The sequence below is a fragment of the Silanimonas sp. genome (assembly GCF_027531545.1).
Lineage (GTDB): Bacteria > Pseudomonadota > Gammaproteobacteria > Xanthomonadales > Xanthomonadaceae > Silanimonas.
This window is the reverse complement of sequence record NZ_JAPZSC010000016.1, coordinates 175030-195405: the sequence shown is the minus strand read 5'-3', so window position 1 is coordinate 195405 and position 20376 is coordinate 175030. Positions and strand designations below refer to the sequence as shown.

Below are 20376 nucleotides of genomic sequence, written 5' to 3'. Positions count from 1 at the left end.
TGATCCTCCGTCGATCAACGACCGAAACGGAAGCGCAGGACGAGCCCTTCCGCATCACTCGATTCGGCAACGACGGCGAGACCGTCGCCCGCACCCAAGGCATGCAGCACCGCTTCGTAGAAGCCCTCCAGCAGACCGCAGGTCCAGACCAGCGATGCCTCGCCGAAGGCGGCAGTCAGCGGTGCCGCGTAATGGACGATCTCCATGTGGCCTTTCCGCTCGTCGAGGGCCACGCGCCCCCACCGACGGACCTGCCAGAACGTGTTCAGGGACGCTTCGAGGTCGGAAATCGTGTCGACGTCCGGCATGGCGTCGACCGCCGCCTCGCCCATTGATTGGCCCGCCTGACGGAACAGGGCCTTGAGTTCGCGCTCGTTCGCGGAACCCGCCATGGCCTCGGCCAGCGCGGGCAAGGCGAAGGCCCACTGCGCGGAAAGCTGCTGCGCGCGAAAACAGTCCTCCAATGTGGCATCCATCGTCGCCCTGCCCCTTCAATGCCTGCCCGGTACGGGCGCTTCTCGAGACGCGATGACGATGTCGAACCGCGCGTTCCGTCACGATTCTATCAAGCCGGACTCACGCGGGCATGACGCACCCGAGTCAAAGCGCGTGTTTTGCCAGCCACGTGCAGCGCGCCGGACAAGTTGACAGGGCGAAGGCGGCCCTCTAAAGTTCCGGGCTCGGTCGTCCCAGTGGCGGTCGACGCCTGCCCAGGTGGCGGAATTGGTAGACGCACTAGTTTCAGGTACTAGCGGGTAAAACCGTGGAGGTTCGAGTCCTCTCCTGGGCACCAGATCGCAAAAGACCCGCCGGAAGGCGGGTTTTTTATTGCCTGCAGGTCAGCATGGATCGCGGCGCATGATTCCCGGATTACGACGACGCATCGGCCGCGCTCAGCGCGCCAGCAGGTCCTCGTGGAACGCGCCGATCGGCCGCTCCGGATGGCGGATCTGGATCTCGAGGATCCACAGCGCATCGCCCGGCTCGTGGCCGACCGCACCGAGGTCCGGCGCCTTGTGGATCGCGTGCGGGAAATCGCCAACGCGATGCCCTTTCACTTCGTGGTTGAACTCCCAGCCCATCGCCGTAGCCTCGCGCTTCGCGAAGGCGTAAAGCTCGCGCCCAGTCGGGCGCAACTCGCGCCATGCCGCGGCGACGCGATCCCAAAGTTCGCGGCAAGCCTCGGCGCAGGCGCGCATCGTTTCATCGTCGCCGACCACGAAGGTGGTGCCGGCATCGCCCTCATGGCCATCCCACACCGCGCCGAGGTCGACGAAGAAGAGGTCGTTCTCGCCGAGCACCGCATCGACCGGCGAGCGCTCCTTCCACATCAGCCGCGTGTTCGGGCCGATGCGGACGATGTCGGGGTGCCAGCGCCGCTGGTAGCCCAACGAAGCCAGCACCTCGCCAGCAAGGGCCTTGGCCTCGCTCTCGCGCATGCCGGGACGAACGCCGCGGCCGATGGCGTTGACGGCCTCCCAGGTCTTGGCCTGCGCGTGCAACAGGGCCTCGCGGCGATAACTGGCCCCGGTGCGCTCGTGGGCTTCGGCGCTCATCGCGCGCCTCCCGCGGCATGGCCCCAGAGCAGGCGGTTGAGCGGTGGCAGGTTGCCTGCCGCCAGCGCCCAGCCACGCAGGGCGACGGCCGGCAGGACCGCATTCGAGTAGACGTCGTGGATGGCTTCGAACGCCCGCGCCGACACGACGTTCTCGCTGTGGCGACGTCGCGCCCAGCGCGCCAGCATCGTTTCCGAAACCGGCGCACGGCGCCGCGAAAGCGACTCATCGACGCCCGCCAGCAACTCGCCGACGTCGCGCAACCCGAGGTTCACGCCCTGCCCGGCCAGCGGATGCACGGCGTGCGCGGCGTCACCGAGCAGGGCGATGCGCCCGTCACGCGGGCGGCTGGCGAGCTGGCGCTTCAGCGGGAAGGCGATGCGCGTCGAATCGAGCGCGAGATCACCCAGCACACGATCCGACGCGCGCGTGATCTCGGCATTGAACTGCGCCTCGGGCACGGCGGTGAGGCGATCGGCCTCGGCCTGCGGCAGCGACCAGACGATCGACACGCGGCCGTCCGCGCAGGGCAGCAGGGCCAGCGGCCCCGTCGGCAGGAAGCGCTGCCAGCACGTGGCCTCGTGCGGACGCTCGGTGCGCAGGTAGGCGACGAGCCCTTTCGCACCGTAGTCGCGGGCATCGACATCGATGCCGGCCAGCCCGCGCACCGCGGAGGCCGCGCCGTCCGCGCCGAACACCCACGAGGCGCGGATGCGGCGCGCGCCGGACAAGCGGAGGGTCACCTCGTCGTCGCCGGGCTCGAGGCTTTCGACGGCGGCATCGAGGATCGGCACGCCCGCGGCGGCCAGCGCCGCCTGCAGGCGATCGACCAGCAGCCCGTGCTCGACGATGTGGCCAAGGCGCGGCACGCCCAGCGCCGCCGCGTCGAAGCGCAAGGGCGCGCCACCGCCGGCATCCCAGACCTGCATCGCCGCGTAGGGCTGGGCGCGTGCAGCACGCACGGCCGGCCAGACCTCGAGCGCGGCAAGCAGAGCCTCGCTGTCGGGCGCGATGGCGTAGACGCGCAGGTCCGGCGCGACGGCGCGCCATGCGGCCGGTGGCGTCGACTCGACCACTGCGACATCGAGGCCGCGGCGCTTCAAACCCAGCGCCAACGCGCTGCCGACGATGCCCGCGCCGACCACGACGGCATCGAGGCGGCGACGTTCGATCGAGGCGCTCATGCGGCGTCCCTCGCCAGCGTCGGCACGCGGCCGCGGAAGCCCATGGCGCCGGCGACGAAGCCCGCACGCAGCCCGGCATCGAGGCTCATCGCGGCGAACCCGAGGCTGCGTCCGAGGCGATGCAGGGGCGAGTCACTCGCGGTGGCGCGCGCGAGACCGTCGCTGAAGGCCAGCGTCTCGGCGCGGTCGATACGGCGGTGATCCTCATAAGCCGACAGCACCGCCGCGGCACCGGCATCCGCGGTGCCGCACGCTCGCGCCTCGGCCAGCACGTCGACGAGGCTCAGCGCATCGCGCAAGCCGAGGTTGAAGCCCTGCGCGCCGATCGGATGGATGGTCTGCGCGGCATTGCCGACCAGCACCAAGCGCTCGGCCACCAACGCTTTCGCGACCAGCCGGCGCAGCGGCCAGGCGCTGCGCGAACCGACCTCGCGCACGGCGCCGGCACGCCAGCCGGCGCGGCGCTGGAACGCCTCGGCGAAGGCGCGATCATCGAGAGCCATCACGGCGTCCGCCTCGTCGGTGGCCACGCCCATCAAGGCGCCATGGCGCCCGCCGGCCATCGGCAGCAGGGCGCAGGGGCCGGTCGACGTCAGACGTTCGTAAGCCGTGCCCGGGGTCGCGGCCCCCATGCGCACCGAAGTGACGATCAGGGTCTGCCCGTAGTCGTGCGTGTCGACATCGATGCCCGCGGAAACGCGGAGCGGCGAGTGGCTGCCATCGGCCGCCACCACCAGCCGAGCCCGCCAGCGCTGCGCGGACGCCGCAGCGGTGGTTCCGGGGTCATCAATGCCCCCGCGGACGTCGAGCATGCGACGGCCATCGTCGGCCATCCCGGCCGCCGTGGCTGTGCCACGCACCGACACGAGGTCCGGCAGCGCGCCCACGGCCTGCAGCAGTGCCGACCCGAGATCGCCCGCCAAGACAACACCGCCGAAGGCAGCGCGGCCAACATCATGTGCAGCCACGTTCAGCACGCCGAAATCGCCCTCACGGCTGACCTGCAGGCGCTCGATGGGCGTCGGGGGCGTGGCAAGGCGAGCGAGCACGCCCAGCCGGCCCAGGGCGTTCAGGCTGGCGGCCGCCAAGGCCAGCTTGCGCGGGTCCGCCGCGAGCGGCGTCGGACCACTGCCGGCATCCACGAGGCCCACGGCCAGCCCGAGCGGCGCCAAGGCACACGCGAGGCTGCAACCGACGAGGCCACCGCCGACCACCACCACGTCGAAATCTCGGATCTCCATGGCGCGCAAGAATACGCGCCCCCCTCGATCAGTAGGTCGTCGGCCGGTCACGGCGGCCGAGGCATCGGCTAGACTCTCGGCCTTCGCTTCCGCTGCCGATCACCCTCCATGCGCCTTGCCGTCCGCCCCGCTCTCGCGGTGTTCGCTGCCCTCGCCCTGCTCATGGCCGCCACGCGCGCCCATCACTTCGGCGCCATCCCGGATGCCTCGTGGGCGGTGTTCTTCGCCTCCGGCGTCTACCTCACGGGCCACCAGCGCTGGGCCTTCCCGGCCCTGATGGCGCTGGCCGTGGTCGTTGACTACGTCGTCATCTCCGCGACCGGCGTGAATTTCTGGTCGCACTACTGCGTCTCCCCGGGCTACTGGTTCCTGCTGCCGGCGCACGCCGCGATGATGGCGGCCGGCCAGTGGGCCGCCTCGGCCGGCCTCGCGCCGCGCTGGGCGCTGCTCGGCCGCCTCGTGCTGGCGCTGGCCGTCGGCACCGCCGCCTGCCACCTGCTGGCGCAGGGCGGCTTCTACTGGTTCAGCAGCAGCGTGGCCGAGCCCACCCTCGCCGGCTGGGCCAAGAACTGGAGCGACTGGCTGCTCCCCTACGCACAGGTCGCGTTCGCGTGGGTTGCGGTCATCGGCGCCATGCACCTCGCCGTGCAGCCATTGCTCGCCCGCCTGCCGGGCGCGGCGGTGAAGGCCGACTGACGCCATCGCCACGCGCAGGGGTCGACACTGTCGGCCCCTCCGACGACAGGAACCCCGCGTGGGCAATCGCCTCTCCAAGATCTACACCCGCACCGGCGACGACGGCAGCACCGGCCTCGGTGACGGCGCCCGCGTGTCGAAGGATTCGGCCCGCGTCACCGCCTACGGCACCGTCGACGAAGCGAACAGCACGATCGGCATCGTGCTGGCCTGCGAGATCCCCGATTCGATCCGCAACGTGCTGGTCGCCGTGCAGCACCAGATGTTCGACCTCGGCGGCGAACTCTGCATTCCCGGCCACGCGGCCATTTTCGACGCCGACATCCAGGCGCTCGAGGACACGCTCGACCGTTTCAACGCCGATCTGCCGCCGTTGAAGGATTTCATCCTGCCCGGTGGCGGCATGGCGGCGGCGCAGGCGCACCTCGCCCGCACCATCTGCCGTCGCGCCGAGCGCGAGGTCGTGACGCTCTCGCACCACGATGCCGTGCGCCCGGAAGCGATCCGCTACCTCAACCGCCTCTCCGACCTGCTCTTCGTGCTGTGCCGCGTGCTGGCGCGCGAGAGTGGCCACGGCGAAGTGCTCTGGCGCCACGACCGCCGGCGCTGATGCGCGTTTACACGCACCCCTCCTGCCTCGCCCACCAGCCCGGTCCGGGGCATCCGGAGTGCCCGGCGCGCCTGCAGGCCGTGACGGAAGCCCTGCGCGCCGCCATCCAGCCGCTGGAGTGGATCGAGGCGCCACTGGCCAGCCGGGAAGCGGCCGAGCGCGTGCATACCAAGGCCCTGGTCGACGCGATCTTCGACGCCCGCTTCGACGGCGAGGCCCTCGTGCGCCTCGATGCCGACACCGCGATGTCGCCGGATTCGCCGGAAGCCGCGCGCCGCGCCGCCGGCGCGGTGGTGGCCGCGGTCGATGCGGTGATGGCTGGCGAAGTGACCCGTGCGTTCTGCGCCGTGCGCCCTCCGGGCCATCACGCCACGCGCGAGACGGCGATGGGCTTCTGCTTGCTCAATGGCATCGCCATCGGCGCCGCGCACGCGGTGCACGCGCACGGACTGACCCGGGTGGCGGTCGTGGATTTCGACGTGCACCACGGCAACGGCACCGAGGCCATCTTTGCCGCCGAGCCGCGCGTGCAGTACCTCAGCTCGCACCAGCATCCGCTGTATCCGGGCACCGGCATGGAAAGCGACACCGGCGCGGGCAACGTGGTCAACGCGCCGCTGCCGCTGCGCGCGGGCAGCGCGGTGTTCCGCGATGCGTGGCGCGCCAAGCTGCTGCCGGCGCTCGAGGCCTTCCGACCGCAGCTGCTGCTCGTTTCAGCCGGCTTCGACGGCCACCACCTCGACCCGCTCGCCGATCTCGAACTGACGGCCGAGGACTACCGCTGGCTCTCGGCGGAGCTGGCCGATCTGGCGGCCCGCCACTGCCGCGGGCGGCTCGTGTCCGTGCTGGAAGGCGGCTACAGCCTCACCGCGCTGCGCGAGTGCAGCGTGGCCCACCTCCGCGGCCTCACCGCGGCGTGAAGCGCAGCGCCGCCGAGTTGATGCAGTAGCGCAAGCCCGTGGGCTTCGGCCCATCCGGGAACACGTGCCCCAGATGCGAATCGCAAGCAGCGCAGCAGACCTCCGTGCGACGCATGCCGTGGGAGCCGTCCTCCCTCAGCGCCACCGCTTCGCGCGCCACCGGCTGCCAGTAACTCGGCCAGCCGCTGCCGGAGTCGTACTTCACCGTGGAATCGAACAGGGCCGCCCCGCAGGCGACACAGCCGTAGACGCCGTCGGCATGGTGGTCCCAGAACGCGCCGGTGAAGGGCGGCTCGGTCGCGGAGCAGCGGCAGATCGCGTATTGCTCGGGGCTCAGCTCGGCCTGCCATTCGGCCTCGGTTTTGCGGACGGGCGCGGTCATCGGGGGTCCTCCGGCATCGTCGGGGCCGCAGATCGCGGCGCGGGGCTCCCGGCTGGGAGCGGTTTTGAGTCAAGCTTACGGGTCACGAAGTGAGAGGCTTGTCCGTGTCGCGACCGAACCTGCACCCGCTGGCCCTCGCCCTGGGCCTCGCCCTGGCCCTGCCCGCACGCGCCGCCGAGCCGCTGGCCAGCCCGGACTGGGTGCTGTGCCGCGCCCCGATGACGCTGGAAGGCGCGCGCACCAGCGCCCCGACGGCCGGCGCGGCCGAACGCGGCACCAGCGCCACGCAGGTGCAGTCCGACGCGCTGGACGTCTCCGGCGAGAAGGTGACGACCTTCAGCGGCCGGGTCGAACTGATGCGCGCCGACCAGTGGGTGGGCACCGACGCGCTGGTCTACCGCCACGAGAATGAGACCTGGGAGAGCCCGGGCCCGCTGCGTTTCGAGGACGAGCGCCTGCGCGTCGCGGCGACATCGGCCGACGGCGACAACGCCGCCGAGCGCGTCCGCCTGCGCGACGTCCAGTTCCAGCTGCTCGACGGCACGATGGGCAACGGCACCGCCGCGAGCGTCGTGCGCGAGGGCGAACGCAGCACGCTGGCCGACGCCCTGTTCTCCACCTGCCCGCCCGGGCAGCGGCAATGGGCCTTCGAGGCCTCGACCATCGAGATCGATGACGCAGCCAAGCGCGGCGTCGCGCAGAGCGCGGTCCTGCGCCTTGGCGACGTACCGGTGCTGTGGCTGCCGTGGATCAGCTTCCCGACCACCAGCGAACGCCGCACCGGCCTGCTGGCCCCGAAGGTCGGCGTGCAGGACGAGAACGGCTTCGACTACGAGCAGCCGATCTACCTGAACCTCGCGCCGAACATGGATGCCACGCTGACGCCGCGTTGGATGTCGCGCCGCGGCCTGATGCTCGGCGGCGAGTTCCGCTATCTCGGCGCGGCCATCGCCGGCCGGGTCGAGGGCACCTACCTCGCCGACGACGACCGCACCGGCGACGATCGCGGTTTCTTCCGCTGGCAGCACTTCAGCGCGCTGTCGCCGAACTGGTACGCCACCGCGAACCTGCAGGACGTCAGCGACCGCGAGTACTTCCGCGACCTCGGCGACAACTTCGGCCAGAACACGCTCAGCCTGCTCGACAGCAGCCTCGCGCTGAACGGCCGCGGCCGCTACTGGTCCACCGGCGTGTCGTTCGAACGCTGGGAGGCCGCCAATCCGGCCGTGCTGCCCGGCAGCGAACCCTATGCGCGCCTGCCGCGAATTCGCGGCCAGTGGCTGCAGCCGGTGCTGCCGTGGATGGACCTCGGCGTGAGCGCCGAAGCCGTGCGCTTCCAGCACGACGAGCTGCCCGGCGGCCAGCGCATCGACGTGAAGCCTTCGGTGCGCTTCAACTTCGGTGGCGCGAGCTGGTTCGTGAACCCCGAATTCGCCGTCCGCCAGACCAGCTACACGCTCGAGCGCGACCCGCGGGTGCTGGCGCAGCGCACGGACCTCAGCCCGGACCGCAGCACCATGATCAGCAGCATCGACGCTGGCTTGCTGTTCGAGCGCGAGACCACGCTGTTCGGCGGGGACTACGTGCAGACGCTGGAGCCGCGCCTCTACTACCTGCGCGTGCCCTACCGGGTGCAGGACGACCTGCCGCTGTTCGATACCCAGCCGCTGTCCTTCAGCTGGCCCGGCCTGTTCCGCCAGAACCGCTACACCGGCGCCGATCGCCAGACCGACGCCAACCAGGCCACGCTGGCCGTCACCACCCGGCTGCTCGACGCCGACGACGGCCGCGAGCGCCTGTCCGCCAGCCTCGGCCGTGTCCACTACTTCGACCCGCCACGGGTGAGCATCCCCGGCGAGCGCTCGCCGGCCAGCGACGGCTCGGCCTACGTCGGCGAGCTCGACTGGCGCGTGAGCGACGCGTGGAGCGTGTCGCTCGCCCAGCAGTGGAACCCGGGTGAATTCGGCACCGACCTGTCGGCGGTGCGGACGCAGTGGCGCTTCTCGGAGCGCGGCGTGGTGAACGCCAGCTACCGCTACCGCAAGGACCTGATCGAGCAGACGGACGTGAGCTTCGCCGCGCCGATCAACGCGAACTGGCGGGCGGTCGCCCGCTGGGCCTGGTCCCTGCGCGATCGCCGCACGCAGGAAGCGCTGGGCGGCCTCGAATGGCAGAGCTGCTGCGTGGCGGTGCGCGTGCTGGCCCGCGACTACGTCCGCGACCTGAATGGCGACCGCAACCTCGGCGTCTACCTCGAAATCGAGCTGAACGGCATCGGCAGCTTCGGCCGCGATTCAGAGCGGTTGTTGTCCGATGCTATCCTCGGCTATTCGCCTTGACCCAGCGCTTTCCGCGCGCCAGAGCCCGTTCCAGCCCCATGTCGAAGACCTCGCTCCTCCAGCCCGCGTTCACCGGCCTTCTGGCCGCCGCCCTCGCGTTCGCCGCACCCGCCCGCGCCCAGCTGCTCGCCGGCCCGGGGGCCAGCAGTGGCAGCGTGGACAGCATCGTGGCCGTCGTCGACGAGGACGTGATCCTGAAGTCCGAGCTCGACCGCGCCGTCGCCAACGTGCGTAACCAGTACCAAGGCCGTGAAGCGCAACTCCCACCGGAGAATGTGCTGCAACGGCAGGTGCTGGACCGCCTGGTGCTCATGCGCCTGCAAGTCGCGCGCGCCGAGAGCACCGGCATCCGCATCGGCGATACCGAGCTCAACCAGACCCTGCAGAGCATCGCCGGCCAGTCGGGCGTCAGCATCGAGCAGATGCGTGCGCAGATCGAAGGCGGCGGACTCAGCTTCGACGACTACCGCCGCAGCGTCCGCGAGGAGCTGCAGATGCGCCGCCTGCAGCAGCGCGTGGTGCAGAGCCGCGTGGTGATCAGCGAATCGGAAATCGACCAATTCCTGGCACTGCGCAACGTCGACAGCACCGAATTCCAGCTCGCCAACCTGCTGGTCGCCCTGCCGGACGGCGCCACGCCGGAGCAGGTGGCCACAGCCGAGCAGAAGATCAACGGCATCAAGGCGCTGATGGACCGGGGCGAAATCGACTTCCGCGCCGCCGCCATCCGCTATTCCGACGACCGCAATGCCCTCGAGGGCGGCGACCTCGGCTGGCGCGAGGCGAACAGCATCCCGCCGCGCTTTGCCGAGCTGATCCAGGGCCTGCAGCCCGGCCAGTACACTGCGCCGATCCGCGGCCCGAGCGGCTTCCAGATGGTGCAACTGGTCGGCGTCCGCGAGTCGGGCCCGCAGACGGTCACCGAGTACCAGGCCGACCACCTGCTGGTGGCGGTGAACGACGTCGTCGGTGAAGAGGCCGCGCGCCGCAAGATCGACGAGCTGCGCACGCGCATCGAGTCCGGCGAGGATTTCGCCAAGATCGCCCGCGAGAACTCCGATGACACCTTCAGCCGCAATCGCGGCGGTCGTCTCGACTGGTTCAGCGGCGAGACCTTCGGCCCCGCCGTGACCCAGCAGGTGCAGTCGCTGCAGGACGGCCAGCTCTCGGCCGTGTTCCGCACCGAAGCCGGCTGGCACGTGGTCCGTCGCATCGCCGAGCGCCAGCAGGACGTCACCGACGAGAACCGCCGCCAGCGCGCCCGCCAGCAGATCGGCGAGCGCAAGGCGCAGGACGAGTTCGAGCGCTTCCTGCGCCAGCTCCGCGCCGACGCCTACGTCGAGTCGCGCCTCGGCGCCTGAGCCGATGCCCACCGCGCCCCGGCTCGCGCTGATCCCCGGCGAGCCGGCCGGCATCGGTCCGGAACTCTGCGTCCGGATCGCCCAAGCCTCACGTGACGCCCAGCTGGTCGCCTACGGCGACGGCGACACCCTGCTCGCCGCCGCGCATTCGCTCGGGTTGCCGCTCCGCCTGCGCGACGCTTCAGCGGACGCCGGACCGGGCGAGCTCGCGCTGGTCCAACATCGCAATGCCGCACCGGTGCGCTTCGGCCACGCCGACCCGGCCAACGCCTCGGCGGTCATCGGCGCACTGAAGGCCGCCGCTCGCGACGCGCTGGCCGGCACGGTCGATGGCCTCGTGACCGGCCCGGTGCACAAGGCCGCCATCAACCGCGGCGGCATCGCCTACACCGGCACGACGGAGCTGCTCGCCGAAGTGGCCGGGACCGACGTGGTGATGATGCTGGCCAACCCGCGCCTGCGCGTGGCGCTGGCCACCACCCACCTGCCGCTGCGCGCGGTGCCCGATGCCATCACCGCAGCCGGCCTCGAGCGCGTGCTGCGCATTACTGCCGCTGCACTTCGAGATTCGTTCGGCATCGCCAACCCGCGCCTGCGCGTGCTCGGCCTGAACCCGCATGCCGGCGAATCGGGCGAGATGGGGCGCGAGGAGATCGACGTGATCATCCCCGTGCTCGAACGGCTGCGCGCGGAAGGCCTCCAGTTGGAAGGCCCGCTGCCGGCCGACACAGCCTTCCTGCCACAGCATCTCGGCCACTTCGACGCCGTCGTCGCGATGTACCACGACCAGGGCCTGCCGGTGCTCAAGGCCAGCGGCTTCGAGGACGCGGTGAACATCACGCTGGGCCTGCCCTTCCCGCGCGTCGCCGTCGACCACGGCACCGCGCTCGACCTCGCCGGCCGCGGTATCGCCGACCCCTCCAGCCTGCAGCACGCCGCGGCGCTGTGCGCCGACCTCGCCCGCCATCGCGCCGCTGCGCGCCACACGCACTGAGCCGATACGCCCCATGAGCCTCGACGCCCACCGCCACAAGAAGCAGCTCGGCCAGCATTTCCTGTCGAGCCCCGGCATCGTCGAAAAGATCATCCGCGCGGTGGCCCCGAAACCGGGCGAATTCATCGTCGAGATCGGCCCCGGCGGCGGCGCCCTCACCTTCCCGCTGCTGCGCGCCCACGGCGAGCTCACCGTCATCGAATTCGACCGCGACCTGATCGTGCCCTTGGCGGAAGAAGGCGCGAAGCACGGCAAGCTCACCATCGTCCACCGCGACGTGCTGAAGGTGGACTTCGGCAAGCTCGGCCACGGCCACGACGTCGAGGGCCCGCTGCGCCTCGTGGGCAACCTGCCCTACAACATCTCCACGCCGATCCTCTTCCACGTGATGGAACACGCGGAGGCTGTGAAGGACATGCACTTCATGCTGCAAAAGGAGGTCGTCGACCGGATGGCCGCCGAGCCCGGCAGCAAGACCTACGGCCGCCTCTCGGTGATGCTGCAGGCGGTGTGCCGCGTGACGCCGCTGTTCGACGTGCCGCCGGGCGCCTTCACGCCGCCGCCGAAAGTCGATTCGGCCGTGGTGCGCCTCGTGCCGCGTCCACAGGGCGAGGCCGGCGTGAAGGACGCCGCGCATTTCGCGCGGACCGTCGCCGCGGCGTTCTCTCAGCGGCGCAAGACGCTGCGGAATTCACTCTCGACCGTCTGCGACGCCGACGCCATCCGCGCCGCCGGCATCGATCCGGGCGCGCGCGCCGAGGCGGTTGCGGTGGAGGCCTACGTCACGCTGTCGAACCAGCTGATCGACGCCGGCATCCAACCCCCGGAAGCCGACGCGCTTTAAGTAAAATCCCGGCATGCCCAACCCCCGTTATGCCATCGCGGTGGCCGTCGCCACCCGCTTCCTCGACGAACAGAGCGCGCCTGACGAAGGCCGCTACGTGTTCGCGTACACGATCCGCATCGCCAACACTGGCGACGTGCCGGCGCGCCTTCTGTCGCGCCGCTGGCTGATCACCGACGCGAACGGCAAGGTGCAGGAGGTGGCGGGCGAAGGCGTGGTGGGGCAGCAGCCCTGGCTCAAGCCCGGTGGCGAATTCGAGTACACCTCGGGCGCCGTGCTCGAGACCTTCTGCGGCCAGATGCGCGGCAGCTACCAGATGCTCGCCGACGACGGCACCGAGTTCGACGCCGAGATCGCGCCTTTCGCGCTCAGCATCCCGCGGACGCTTCACTGATGGCGACCTACGCCATCGGCGACCTCCAGGGCTGCCACGACATCCTGCTGCGCCTGCTCGAAGCGATCCGCTTCGACCCGGCGAAGGACCGCCTGTGGTTCTGCGGCGATCTCGTCAATCGTGGCGGGCAGTCGCTGGAAACGCTCAAGCTGCTGCATTCGATCCGCGAACACATCGTGGTGACTCTCGGCAACCACGACCTCTCGCTGCTGGCTATCGCCGGTCGCCGTCCGGACGAACAGCGCCGGGTGAACCCCGACCTGCAGCGCGTGCTGTTCGACGACGACGCGGCGACGCTGATCGAGTGGCTGCGCGCGCAGAAGCTGATGCACGTCGACCGCGAGCTGGGCTTCGCCATGGTCCACGCCGGCCTCGGCCCGAAGTGGACGGTCCGGATCGCTGAAGCACGGGCGCGCGAGGTCGAAGAGCGACTGCAGGGCGAAGGCGGCGCACGCCTGCTGAAGAACATGTACGGCGACAAGCCGAACTGGACGCCGAAGCTCGAAGGCGTCGACCGTTGGCGCGCGATCATCAACATCTTCACGCGCATGCGCTACTGCACCACCGCCGGCCGCATCGCCTTCGAGGAGAAGGGACGCCCCGGCACGCAGAAACCCGGCCTCTACCCGTGGTTCTCGGTGCCGGGCACCGTCGAGCGGGAGATGCCGGTGGTGTTCGGCCACTGGAGCACGCTCGGCCTGTTCCAGGGCCTCGGCGTGCACGGCCTCGACACCGGCGCCGTGTGGGGCGGCAAGCTCACCGCGCTCGAACTCGGGCCGGAACCGCGCGTGCACCAGGTGCCGGGGCGCGTTGTCGTCGGTGCGCCGAAGGCCGAGGACTGAGGCTTGGCGTCGCTGCTGCGCCGCCTGCGTGGATGGAGTCGAGCCGGCCGTCCGTGGGTCGCGGCGGTCGCGGGCACCGCGGGGCTGCTGCTGCTGTCGCAGCTGCGCGGCCAGAGCCTCGACGCGCAGCGCGGCGCCTACGTCGACTGCCAAGGCTGCTTCGTCGACATGGCGCTGCATACCGACCTCCCCCTTCTGGCCTTCGCCCTGGCGGTGTGCGCAGCCCTGCCCTGGATAGGGCGTGCGAGGATCGTCCGCATCGTCGCCTTCACGATCCTGGCCCTGCTGTCGGTGGCCATGGCGGTCGACGTCGGGACGATGGCGACGCTCGGCCATCGCTTGCTGCTCACCGACCTGCTGAACTACGGCGGCGAAGTCGGCGCCATCGCCGACATGGCGCTCCCCTATCTGCAGAACCGGGAGGGATTGCTCGCCGCAGGCGGGCTGGCGCTCGCGCTGGCGGGTTTCGGGTTCGCGCTGCTGCCGACGCCACCGGAGCGCGCTCGGTGGCCTGCCGGGGTCGCCGCGGCCGTCGCCGGGCTGGCCATGCTCGTCGGCTTTCGCACGCCGCCGCTCGACTACACGGATACCGCCTTCCTCGGCAACGTCGTTGCCATCCAAGGCATCGATTCCGGCCTGCGCCACCACTCGAGGGCCATCGCGCGGCGCATCCGCGCCCTGCCCGAACCCGCCCCCCGCTGCGAGGCACTGCCCGCCGGGGCCGCGCCGCAATCCATCATCGTCGTGGTGCTCGAATCGTGGTCGCTACACCACAGCGCGCTGTTCTCCGGCCTCGACGATGCGACGCCACGGCTTGATGCCTAGGCGCAACGCGGCCGATGGTTCCCGGACTTCGTCGCCAACAGCTATTCGACCGAGGCGGCCCTGATCGCCATTCTCAACGGTCGGGTTCCGATCCCCAGCCATCGCTCCTGGGGTGCGCTGGCCTTCAGTGACGTCGACGCCGACTTCCACCGCGGGCTTGCCATGCGTGGCTGGCAGACCCGATTCGCCACGACGGGGGCCTTGCACTTCGGCGAGCGGGCCGCCGTCATGACCCAGATCGGCATCGACGCCGTCGAGGGTAGCGAGCACCCAGCCTATGTCGACATGCCGCGCGGGCCCTTCGAGGCCGCCAGCGATCGCGCCCTCGTTGACCGCTTCCTGGCGTGGTTCGACCACGAGCGCCCGCCCGGCCCGTTCATGGCGACGCTGTTGACGGTCGGCACGCACCCACCGTTCGTCGACACCGACCACACCGATCCGGACGAGGCCGGCGAGGCGGCGGCGCTCCGCCGGATGGATCGCGAAGTGGATCGCCTGCTGGAAGCACTCGACGCCCGTGGCGTGCTGGAGACCGGCACCGTCGTGGTGTTGGGCGACCATCGCGCGATGACCCCCATCCGCGCGGACGAGGCGCGGCGGTTCGGCGAGTCCTCCGCATCACGGGTTCCCGCCTTCGTTCTGGGCGTCGGCGCCACGCCGGGCGGCGCGGCGCCAGGCCCCTACCAGCAGACCGACCTGCTGCCGTCGTTGCGCGCCCTGATCGAAAGCAGGGATTGCCGGACGTCTTGGCAGGGGCGGATGCTGGGACCCGTTCCGCGTCCTGCGGACGTGGTTGTGTACGCGCGTCCGCGACTCCGCAACGAACTGCGCGTGATGCAGAACGGCGGGACCTACCGCTTGCGACTGGATGGCGACGACACGGGCTGGGTCGGGGAGGCACCAACGGACGGCGATGCCATCCTCGACGAAGTCATGCGCCAACGCTTGTCGCGCGATCCACCGGAAGCCTGAGGTAATCCGCGAAACGGAACGCGAGGGTATGCCGCGCGTCGGCGGCGTGCGATTCGCTGTCGGTCATCGTCCAAGCGGCGGGATCGAAACGCGGAAACCAGGCATCGGCGCCCTCGACGCGCGTATCGACCCAGGTGAGGTGCAGGCGCGAGGCCAGCGGCAGCGCCTGTGCGTAGACCTCGCCGCCGCCGATGACCATCAGCACGCCCGAGTCCGCTCCCGCCGGCGTGGCGATGCGTGCCAAGGCCTCATCGATCGAATCCACGGCCTCCATGCCTTCGAAGGGCACGCGGCCGGAGCGTGTCATCACGAGGTTGCGGCGCCCCGGAAGCGCGCGCCCCAGCGACTCGGCGGTCTTCCGCCCCATCAGGATGGGGTGGCCCAGCGTCAAAGCCTTGAAGCGCTTCAGGTCGTCCGGCAGCGACCACGGCAGGGCATTGCCGCGGCCGATGGCGAAGTCGCGGTCCAGTGCCGCGACGAGCGCGATATCCACGCCGCTCACACCGCCACCGGCGCCTTGATGGCCGGATGCGGGTCGTAGCCGACGAGTTCGATGTCCTCGTAGCGGAAGGCCAGCACGTCGCGCACTTCGGGGTTGAGGCGCACGGTGGGCAGCGCGCGATGGTCGCGCGAGAGCTGCTCGTTCACCTGGTCGACGTGGTTCGAGTAGATGTGGCAATCGCCGCCGGTCCAGACGAAATCGCCGAGGCCGAGGTCGCAGGCATGCGCGATCATCTGCGTCAGCAACGCGTAGCTGGCGATGTTGAACGGCACGCCGAGGAAGAGGTCGGCCGAGCGCTGGTAGAGCTGGCAGCTCAACTTGCCGTCGGCCACGTAGAACTGGAACAGCGCGTGGCAAGGCATCAGGGCCATCTGCGGCAGGTCGGCCACGTTCCAGGCGCTGACGATCAGGCGGCGCGAGTCGGGGTTCTTGCGGATCTGCGCGATCACGTCGCTGATCTGGTCGATTACCGTGCCGTCGGGCGCGGCCCAGCTGCGCCACTGCTTGCCGTACACCGGCCCCAGTTCGCCGTCCGCATTGGCCCATTCGTCCCAGATGCCGACCTTGTGTTCCTTCAGGTAGGCGATGTTGGTTTCGCCCTTAAGGAACCACAACAGCTCGTGCACCACCGACTTCCAGTGCACCTTCTTCGTGGTGACCAGCGGAAAGCCGGCGGCGAGGTCGAAACGCATCTGCGCGCCGAACACGCTGCGCGTGCCGGTGCCGGTGCGGTCGGTCTTGGTGGCGCCGTTCGCCATCGCGTGGGTGAGAAGGTCATGGTAGGCCTGCATCACGCGCCCTCCTTCGCCAGCGTCGGCGCCGTGCGCGATCGCCACAGGAACACCAGTCCGATCGCCACCAGCGGCAGGCTCAGCACCATGCCCATCGTCAGCCAGCCGAAGGCCAGGTAGCCGTACTGAGCGTCGGGCTGGCGGAAGAACTCGGCGACGATGCGGAACACGCCGTACAGCAGGGCGAACATGCCGGACACCGCGAAGCGCGGCCGCGGCTTCGCGCTGAACCACCACAGCACCGCGAACATCACCAGCCCCTCGAGCAGCGCCTGCAGCAGCTGCGACGGATAGCGCGCAAACGGCTCGAGCACGCCCTGCGCATGCAGCACGCGCAGCTGCTCGACCGGCAGGTTGGCGTATTCCGCCGGGAGTGCGCGCGGGAAGACGACGCCGAGCGGCGAGTCGGTGACGCGCCCCCACAGCTCGCCGCCGATCCAGTTGCCGATGCGCCCGAACCCGAGGCCCAAGGGCACCAGCGGCGCGACGAAATCCATCACGTCGAACCAGTGCATCCGGTGCTTGCGGCACCACCACCATCCGGCGGCCATCACGCCGAGCAGCCCGCCATGGAAGCTCATGCCGCCACCGCGCACGTTGAACAACACCAACGGGTCGGCGAGGAAAGCCGGCAGGTCGTAGAACAGCACGTAGCCGATGCGCCCGCCCAGCAGCACGCCGAGCATCCCGTAGAACAACAGGTCGCCGTAGGCGTTCTCGTCGATGCCCGGCAAGCGCCCGGCGCGGAGGCGCCGTTGGCCCAGCCACCACGCGGCGGCGAAGGCCAGCACGTACATCAGGCCGTACCAGTGGATGCCGTGCGGCCAGAGCGGCAGGGAAACCGCGATGGGATCGATGTCGTGCAGGGTGCTCATTAACGCTCCATCAGTCGCACAGCCAGCGCTGCGCGAAGGGTTCCAGGTCGAGCGCGCGGTCGAAGAGGTAGCCCTGCGCCACGGTGGCGCCCAGCGAGACCAGCAAGGCGCGCTGCGCGTCGGTCTCCACGCCTTCGGCCACCACGTCGAGGCCGAGGTGCTTGGCCAAGCCGAGCAAGCCGGCGACCACGGCCCGCGCCTTCGCATCCTCGGCGCAGCGCAGGCAGAAGCTGCGGTCGATCTTCAGGCCATGCAGCGGCAGGTCGATCAGGTGGGTGAGCGAAGCGAAGCCGGTGCCGAAATCGTCGAGCGACACCGGGATGCCCATCTCGGCGAGGTAGCGCAAGGTCGACGCCGCATCTTCGCCGCTGGAGAACAGGGTGTTCTCGGTGATCTCGCAGACCAGCAAGCCCTCCACGCCGTAGGCCCTTGCGGTGTCGCGCAGTTCCTCGACGAAGCCCGGCGACTGCAGCTGCACCGGCGAGAAGTTCACGTGCAGCTGGAAGCCAGGGCGGCGTTCGAGCAGCGACGTCTCACGCGCCCAGGCGAAAAGGTCACGCAGCAGGCCCATGTGCACCTGCGCGATCAGGCCGCTGTCTTCCAGCAGGGGCACGAAGTCGGACGGCGGCACGTCGCGACCCTCGCGCGGCCAGCGCATCAGCGCCTCGGCACCGACGGCGCGTCCCGTCACGAGGTCGACGATCGGTTGCAGGCGGAACGTGAACTCGCGGGCGTCCGCGGCGCGCCGGACTTCCCGCTCGAGCTCGAGCGAACTCTGCAATTCGTTGCGCACGTCGGGCCACACCACCTCGACGCGCCCGCGGCCCTTGCGCGCCGCGCTGAACGCCGCGGTGAGCGCATCGCGCAGCAGGCGGTCGGCGTCGGGCTCGGCGCGAGCGCCGGGGACGATGCCCACCGCGGTGCTGAACTCCAGGCTGTCGCCGTCCGGTGCCGCCATCGGCAGCGCGAGCGCGCGCTGCAGGCGCCCCGCGAGGCGCGTGGCCAGGCCCTGCGCTCGATCCCCGGACACCCACAGCGCGAAGGTGTCATCGGCGATGCGGCCACAGCGGGCGGCCGGCACCACCTGGCCGATGCGCGCCGCGCCCTCGGCCATCACGCTGTCGGCGAAATTGCCGCCATAGCGGTGCGCGAGACTGCGCAGGCGCTCGAGGTCGAGGGCGAGCACAGCGAGGTCGTGGCCCGCGGGCAACTCGGCGACGGCATGCGCCAGACGGTCGATGAACAGGCTTCGCCCGGCCAGGCCGGTGGCGGCATCGAACAGCAGTTGCCGCTTGCGCTCGTCTTCGGTCGCGGCCATGCGCAAGCGGTCATGCCGCTGCGACAAGATGCCGGAGAGCGAGGTGACGAACAGGCGCTCGGCGCCGCTCCAACGCCGCGGCGGACCGAGGTGCTCCAGGCAGAGCACGCCGACGATCTCGCCGAATTCGCAGATCGGCACGTCGAGGATGGCCCCGATGCCGAGCGGCTTCAGGTAGCCCTCGGCGAGCTCGACGGTGCGCGGATCGCGCTGCGCGTCCTCGGCGGCCAGCACCAGCAGGCCTTCGATGGCTTGGAAGTAGGCCGGTGCCGCATCGCAGGCCAGCTCGATCTCGGGGGTAAGCATGCCCTGCCCTTGCTCGAACATCGCGCGGCAACGAATGGAGCGCCGCCCAGGCGTCAACGCCCACAGGCTGGCCCGCGCCACGCCGAGCGTTTCCGCCGTGATCTCCAGCAGCCGGCCCGGCACGTCCTCGTCGTCGCGCTGCGCAAGGCGATGCAGCACCTTCAGCGCGGCTTCGAAGGCCGGCGGCGGCTGGTCGAGGGTGAGCGTGTCGGGGGCGTTCATCAGGCCGGGAGGATGCGGAACAGCGCGCCTTTCAGGTACTCGGTTTCCGGGATGGCCGGATGCACGGGATGGTCCGGCCCCTGAGCGAGGAACTCCAGCAGCTGCGCCTGTCGGTCGAGGTGCCGCGCGCCAGCCTGCACCGCTTCGACGAGCGCGCCGCGCGGGAAATGGTGGCTGCAGGAGCAGGCCACCAGCAGGCCGTCCTTCGAGAGCACCTGCATGGCGGCTTCGAAGATGCGCCGGTAGGCCAGCGCCCCTTCCTTGAAGTCCTTCTTGCGCTTCACGAACGCGGGCGGATCGACGATCACCACGTCCCAGCGACGGCGCTCGGCGCGTGCGGCCTTCAGGAAATCGAACGCGTCCATGGCCTGCGCCGAAACGCGGTCGCCCAGGCCATTGCGCTCGGCATTCGCCTGGACGGCCTGCACCGCACGCCCCGACACATCGACGCAGTCGGCGCTGGCGGCACCGTCGGCGACCGCGCGCAGGCCCCAGCCGCCCGCGAAGCTGAAGAGGTCGAGCACGCTCGCCCCTTTCAGCCAGGGCGCGAGGCGGTCGCGGTTGCTGCGCTGGTCGTAGAACCAGCCGGTCTTCTGGCCTTCGATGACATCGGCGGCGAAACGCAGGGCGCCCTCGCGCACTTCCACCGGCCCCTCGACGGGCATCCCGACCACGCGCACCTCATTGCCAAGGCCCTCGATGGCGCGGGCACTGCTGTCGTTCTTCCAGACGATGCTGCGCGGCTTCAACACCTTGTCGAGCGCGTCGGTGATCTCGTCCTGCAGGCGGTCCATGCCGGCCGTGGTGGCCTGGGCCACCAGAACATCACCGAAGCGGTCGACGGTGAGGCCGGGCAGGCCGTCGCTTTCACCGAAGACCAGGCGATAGAACGGGTCGGCGTAGCGGCGCTCGCGCAGGGCCAGCGCCACGTTGAGCCGGTGCACGAACAGCGAGCGGTCGAGCGCGTGGCCGCCGCGGTCGACGAGCCGGGCGGCGATCAGCGTATTCGGATGGGCGTAGCCGCTGCCCAGCGTCTTGCCCGCGCCGTCGATCAGCATCACCGGCTGGCCAGGCTGCAGCGCCGTCAGCGGGGTGCGCGCGACATCCACTTCATTGCTGAAGACCCACAGGTGCCCGGCACGCAGGCGGCGCTCTTCGCCCTTCTTAAGCACCAGCGGTGCGACATCGCTCATCGACAACTC

Annotated in this window: 20 protein-coding genes, 1 tRNA gene and 1 pseudogene; 12 read left to right on the top strand and 10 right to left on the bottom strand. The window is 70.4% G+C overall.

Annotation, left to right across the window (positions count from 1 at the left end; genetic code table 11):
* Window positions 1-14 precede the first annotated feature (14 nt).
* The gene (gene bcsD / locus O9280_RS09870; RefSeq protein ID WP_298341844.1) at window positions 15-476 is read right to left on the bottom strand and encodes a cellulose biosynthesis protein BcsD; all 462 of its coding nucleotides are present in this window, start codon (window positions 474-476) and stop codon (window positions 15-17) included.
* A gap of 232 nt (window positions 477-708) precedes the next feature.
* Between bcsD and O9280_RS09865 the strand changes: the two genes are divergently transcribed.
* Window positions 709-793 (top strand) — tRNA-Leu (locus tag O9280_RS09865).
* Between the two features lie 100 nt (window positions 794-893).
* Here the strand turns inward: O9280_RS09865 and O9280_RS09860 are convergent.
* The 3 genes from O9280_RS09860 to O9280_RS09850 are packed head-to-tail and all read right to left on the bottom strand — an operon-like array spanning window position 894 to window position 3981.
* Window positions 894-1556, bottom strand: coding sequence for a M24 family metallopeptidase (locus O9280_RS09860; RefSeq protein ID WP_298341841.1), 663 nt, complete (start codon window positions 1554-1556; stop codon window positions 894-896).
* Window positions 1553-2740, bottom strand: coding sequence for an FAD-dependent oxidoreductase (locus O9280_RS09855; RefSeq protein ID WP_298341838.1), 1188 nt, complete (start codon window positions 2738-2740; stop codon window positions 1553-1555). Before O9280_RS09855 ends, O9280_RS09860 begins: the two co-directional genes overlap by 4 nt.
* Window positions 2737-3981: an FAD-dependent monooxygenase gene (locus O9280_RS09850; RefSeq protein WP_298341835.1), complete on the bottom strand. Its 1245-nt coding sequence runs from the start codon at window positions 3979-3981 to the stop codon at window positions 2737-2739. The genes O9280_RS09855 and O9280_RS09850 overlap by 4 nt, the downstream gene beginning before the upstream one ends.
* A gap of 108 nt (window positions 3982-4089) precedes the next feature.
* Here O9280_RS09850 and O9280_RS09845 point away from each other — a divergent pair, with 108 nt between their 5' ends.
* Genes O9280_RS09845 through O9280_RS09835 form a run of 3 tightly spaced genes read left to right on the top strand, consistent with a single transcriptional unit; the run spans window position 4090 to window position 6207 of the window.
* On the top strand, window positions 4090-4677 hold the full coding sequence (locus tag O9280_RS09845) for a hypothetical protein (RefSeq protein WP_298341832.1): 588 nt from the start codon (window positions 4090-4092) through the stop codon (window positions 4675-4677).
* A 58-nt stretch (window positions 4678-4735) separates the two neighbouring features.
* Window positions 4736-5287, top strand: a complete 552-nt coding sequence (locus tag O9280_RS09840) for a cob(I)yrinic acid a,c-diamide adenosyltransferase (protein WP_298341829.1) — start codon at window positions 4736-4738, stop codon at window positions 5285-5287.
* A complete protein-coding gene (locus tag O9280_RS09835) occupies window positions 5287-6207 on the top strand; it encodes a histone deacetylase family protein (protein ID WP_298341827.1) in 921 nt (306 codons plus the stop codon). The genes O9280_RS09840 and O9280_RS09835 overlap by 1 nt, the downstream gene beginning before the upstream one ends.
* Here the strand turns inward: O9280_RS09835 and msrB are convergent.
* Complete coding sequence (gene msrB, locus O9280_RS09830; protein WP_298341824.1) at window positions 6194-6589, bottom strand: peptide-methionine (R)-S-oxide reductase MsrB; 396 nt, start codon at window positions 6587-6589, stop codon at window positions 6194-6196. The two genes, O9280_RS09835 and msrB, sit on opposite strands and share 14 nt — an antisense overlap.
* Before the next feature lie 104 nt (window positions 6590-6693).
* Between msrB and lptD the strand changes: the two genes are divergently transcribed.
* The 8 genes and pseudogenes from lptD to O9280_RS09790 all read left to right on the top strand — a co-directional run.
* Window positions 6694-8928 (top strand): LPS assembly protein LptD, encoded by a 2235-nt coding sequence (gene lptD, locus O9280_RS09825; protein WP_298342480.1) that lies wholly within the window; start codon window positions 6694-6696, stop codon window positions 8926-8928.
* Window positions 8929-8966: 38 nt separating this feature from the next.
* The gene (locus O9280_RS09820) at window positions 8967-10289 is read left to right on the top strand and encodes a peptidylprolyl isomerase (RefSeq protein ID WP_298341821.1); all 1323 of its coding nucleotides are present in this window, start codon (window positions 8967-8969) and stop codon (window positions 10287-10289) included.
* A 4-nt stretch (window positions 10290-10293) separates the two neighbouring features.
* The gene (pdxA, locus tag O9280_RS09815) at window positions 10294-11283 is read left to right on the top strand and encodes a 4-hydroxythreonine-4-phosphate dehydrogenase PdxA (RefSeq protein WP_298341818.1); all 990 of its coding nucleotides are present in this window, start codon (window positions 10294-10296) and stop codon (window positions 11281-11283) included.
* 13 nt (window positions 11284-11296) lie between these two features.
* Window positions 11297-12127, top strand: a complete 831-nt coding sequence (rsmA, locus tag O9280_RS09810; RefSeq protein WP_298341815.1) for a 16S rRNA (adenine(1518)-N(6)/adenine(1519)-N(6))-dimethyltransferase RsmA — start codon at window positions 11297-11299, stop codon at window positions 12125-12127.
* Between the two features lie 13 nt (window positions 12128-12140).
* Complete coding sequence (gene apaG, locus O9280_RS09805; protein WP_297864950.1) at window positions 12141-12521, top strand: Co2+/Mg2+ efflux protein ApaG; 381 nt, start codon at window positions 12141-12143, stop codon at window positions 12519-12521.
* The gene (locus O9280_RS09800) at window positions 12521-13363 is read left to right on the top strand and encodes a symmetrical bis(5'-nucleosyl)-tetraphosphatase (RefSeq protein ID WP_298341807.1); all 843 of its coding nucleotides are present in this window, start codon (window positions 12521-12523) and stop codon (window positions 13361-13363) included. Before apaG ends, O9280_RS09800 begins: the two co-directional genes overlap by 1 nt.
* Window positions 13364-13366: 3 nt before the next feature.
* A complete protein-coding gene (locus O9280_RS09795) occupies window positions 13367-14188 on the top strand; it encodes a hypothetical protein (RefSeq protein ID WP_298341804.1) in 822 nt (273 codons plus the stop codon).
* 15 nt (window positions 14189-14203) lie between these two features.
* A pseudogene (locus O9280_RS09790) lies at window positions 14204-15160 on the top strand (sulfatase-like hydrolase/transferase); the annotation flags it as partial.
* Here O9280_RS09790 and O9280_RS09785 read toward each other — a convergent pair.
* From O9280_RS09785 to O9280_RS09765, 5 genes are read right to left on the bottom strand one after another with little or no spacing between them, the layout of a single operon-like run.
* Complete coding sequence (locus O9280_RS09785; protein ID WP_298341801.1) at window positions 15120-15653, bottom strand: dihydrofolate reductase; 534 nt, start codon at window positions 15651-15653, stop codon at window positions 15120-15122. The pseudogene O9280_RS09790 and the gene O9280_RS09785 sit on opposite strands and share 41 nt — an antisense overlap.
* A 5-nt stretch (window positions 15654-15658) precedes the next feature.
* A complete protein-coding gene (locus O9280_RS09780; protein ID WP_298341798.1) occupies window positions 15659-16453 on the bottom strand; it encodes a thymidylate synthase in 795 nt (264 codons plus the stop codon).
* Complete coding sequence (gene lgt / locus O9280_RS09775; RefSeq protein WP_298341795.1) at window positions 16453-17328, bottom strand: prolipoprotein diacylglyceryl transferase; 876 nt, start codon at window positions 17326-17328, stop codon at window positions 16453-16455. The genes O9280_RS09780 and lgt overlap by 1 nt, the downstream gene beginning before the upstream one ends.
* Window positions 17329-17338: 10 nt before the next feature.
* Window positions 17339-19174 (bottom strand): GGDEF and EAL domain-containing protein, encoded by a 1836-nt coding sequence (locus O9280_RS09770; RefSeq protein WP_298341791.1) that lies wholly within the window; start codon window positions 19172-19174, stop codon window positions 17339-17341.
* A complete protein-coding gene (locus tag O9280_RS09765; RefSeq protein WP_298341787.1) occupies window positions 19174-20367 on the bottom strand; it encodes a class I SAM-dependent rRNA methyltransferase in 1194 nt (397 codons plus the stop codon). Before O9280_RS09765 ends, O9280_RS09770 begins: the two co-directional genes overlap by 1 nt.
* Between the last annotated feature and the right edge of the window lie 9 nt (window positions 20368-20376).

Bases quoted from the DNA above. Each gene is read 5' to 3' on its own strand.
- pdxA (WP_298341818.1), top strand. From the start codon at position 10,294: ATGCCCACCGCGCCCCGGCTCGCGCTGATCCCCGGCGAGCCGGCCGGC.
- O9280_RS09780 (WP_298341798.1), bottom strand. From the start codon at position 16,453: ATGCAGGCCTACCATGACCTTCTCACCCACGCGATGGCGAACGGCGCC.
- O9280_RS09820 (WP_298341821.1), top strand. From the start codon at position 8,967: ATGTCGAAGACCTCGCTCCTCCAGCCCGCGTTCACCGGCCTTCTGGCC.
- O9280_RS09800 (WP_298341807.1), top strand. From the start codon at position 12,521: ATGGCGACCTACGCCATCGGCGACCTCCAGGGCTGCCACGACATCCTG.
- apaG (WP_297864950.1), top strand. From the start codon at position 12,141: ATGCCCAACCCCCGTTATGCCATCGCGGTGGCCGTCGCCACCCGCTTC.
- O9280_RS09765 (WP_298341787.1), bottom strand. From the start codon at position 20,367: ATGAGCGATGTCGCACCGCTGGTGCTTAAGAAGGGCGAAGAGCGCCGC.
- O9280_RS09860 (WP_298341841.1), bottom strand. From the start codon at position 1,556: ATGAGCGCCGAAGCCCACGAGCGCACCGGGGCCAGTTATCGCCGCGAG.
- O9280_RS09855 (WP_298341838.1), bottom strand. From the start codon at position 2,740: ATGAGCGCCTCGATCGAACGTCGCCGCCTCGATGCCGTCGTGGTCGGC.
- O9280_RS09845 (WP_298341832.1), top strand. From the start codon at position 4,090: ATGCGCCTTGCCGTCCGCCCCGCTCTCGCGGTGTTCGCTGCCCTCGCC.
- bcsD (WP_298341844.1), bottom strand. From the start codon at position 476: ATGGATGCCACATTGGAGGACTGTTTTCGCGCGCAGCAGCTTTCCGCG.
- msrB (WP_298341824.1), bottom strand. From the start codon at position 6,589: ATGACCGCGCCCGTCCGCAAAACCGAGGCCGAATGGCAGGCCGAGCTG.
- lgt (WP_298341795.1), bottom strand. From the start codon at position 17,328: ATGAGCACCCTGCACGACATCGATCCCATCGCGGTTTCCCTGCCGCTC.
- rsmA (WP_298341815.1), top strand. From the start codon at position 11,297: ATGAGCCTCGACGCCCACCGCCACAAGAAGCAGCTCGGCCAGCATTTC.
- O9280_RS09835 (WP_298341827.1), top strand. From the start codon at position 5,287: ATGCGCGTTTACACGCACCCCTCCTGCCTCGCCCACCAGCCCGGTCCG.
- O9280_RS09770 (WP_298341791.1), bottom strand. From the start codon at position 19,174: ATGAACGCCCCCGACACGCTCACCCTCGACCAGCCGCCGCCGGCCTTC.
- O9280_RS09850 (WP_298341835.1), bottom strand. From the start codon at position 3,981: ATGGAGATCCGAGATTTCGACGTGGTGGTGGTCGGCGGTGGCCTCGTC.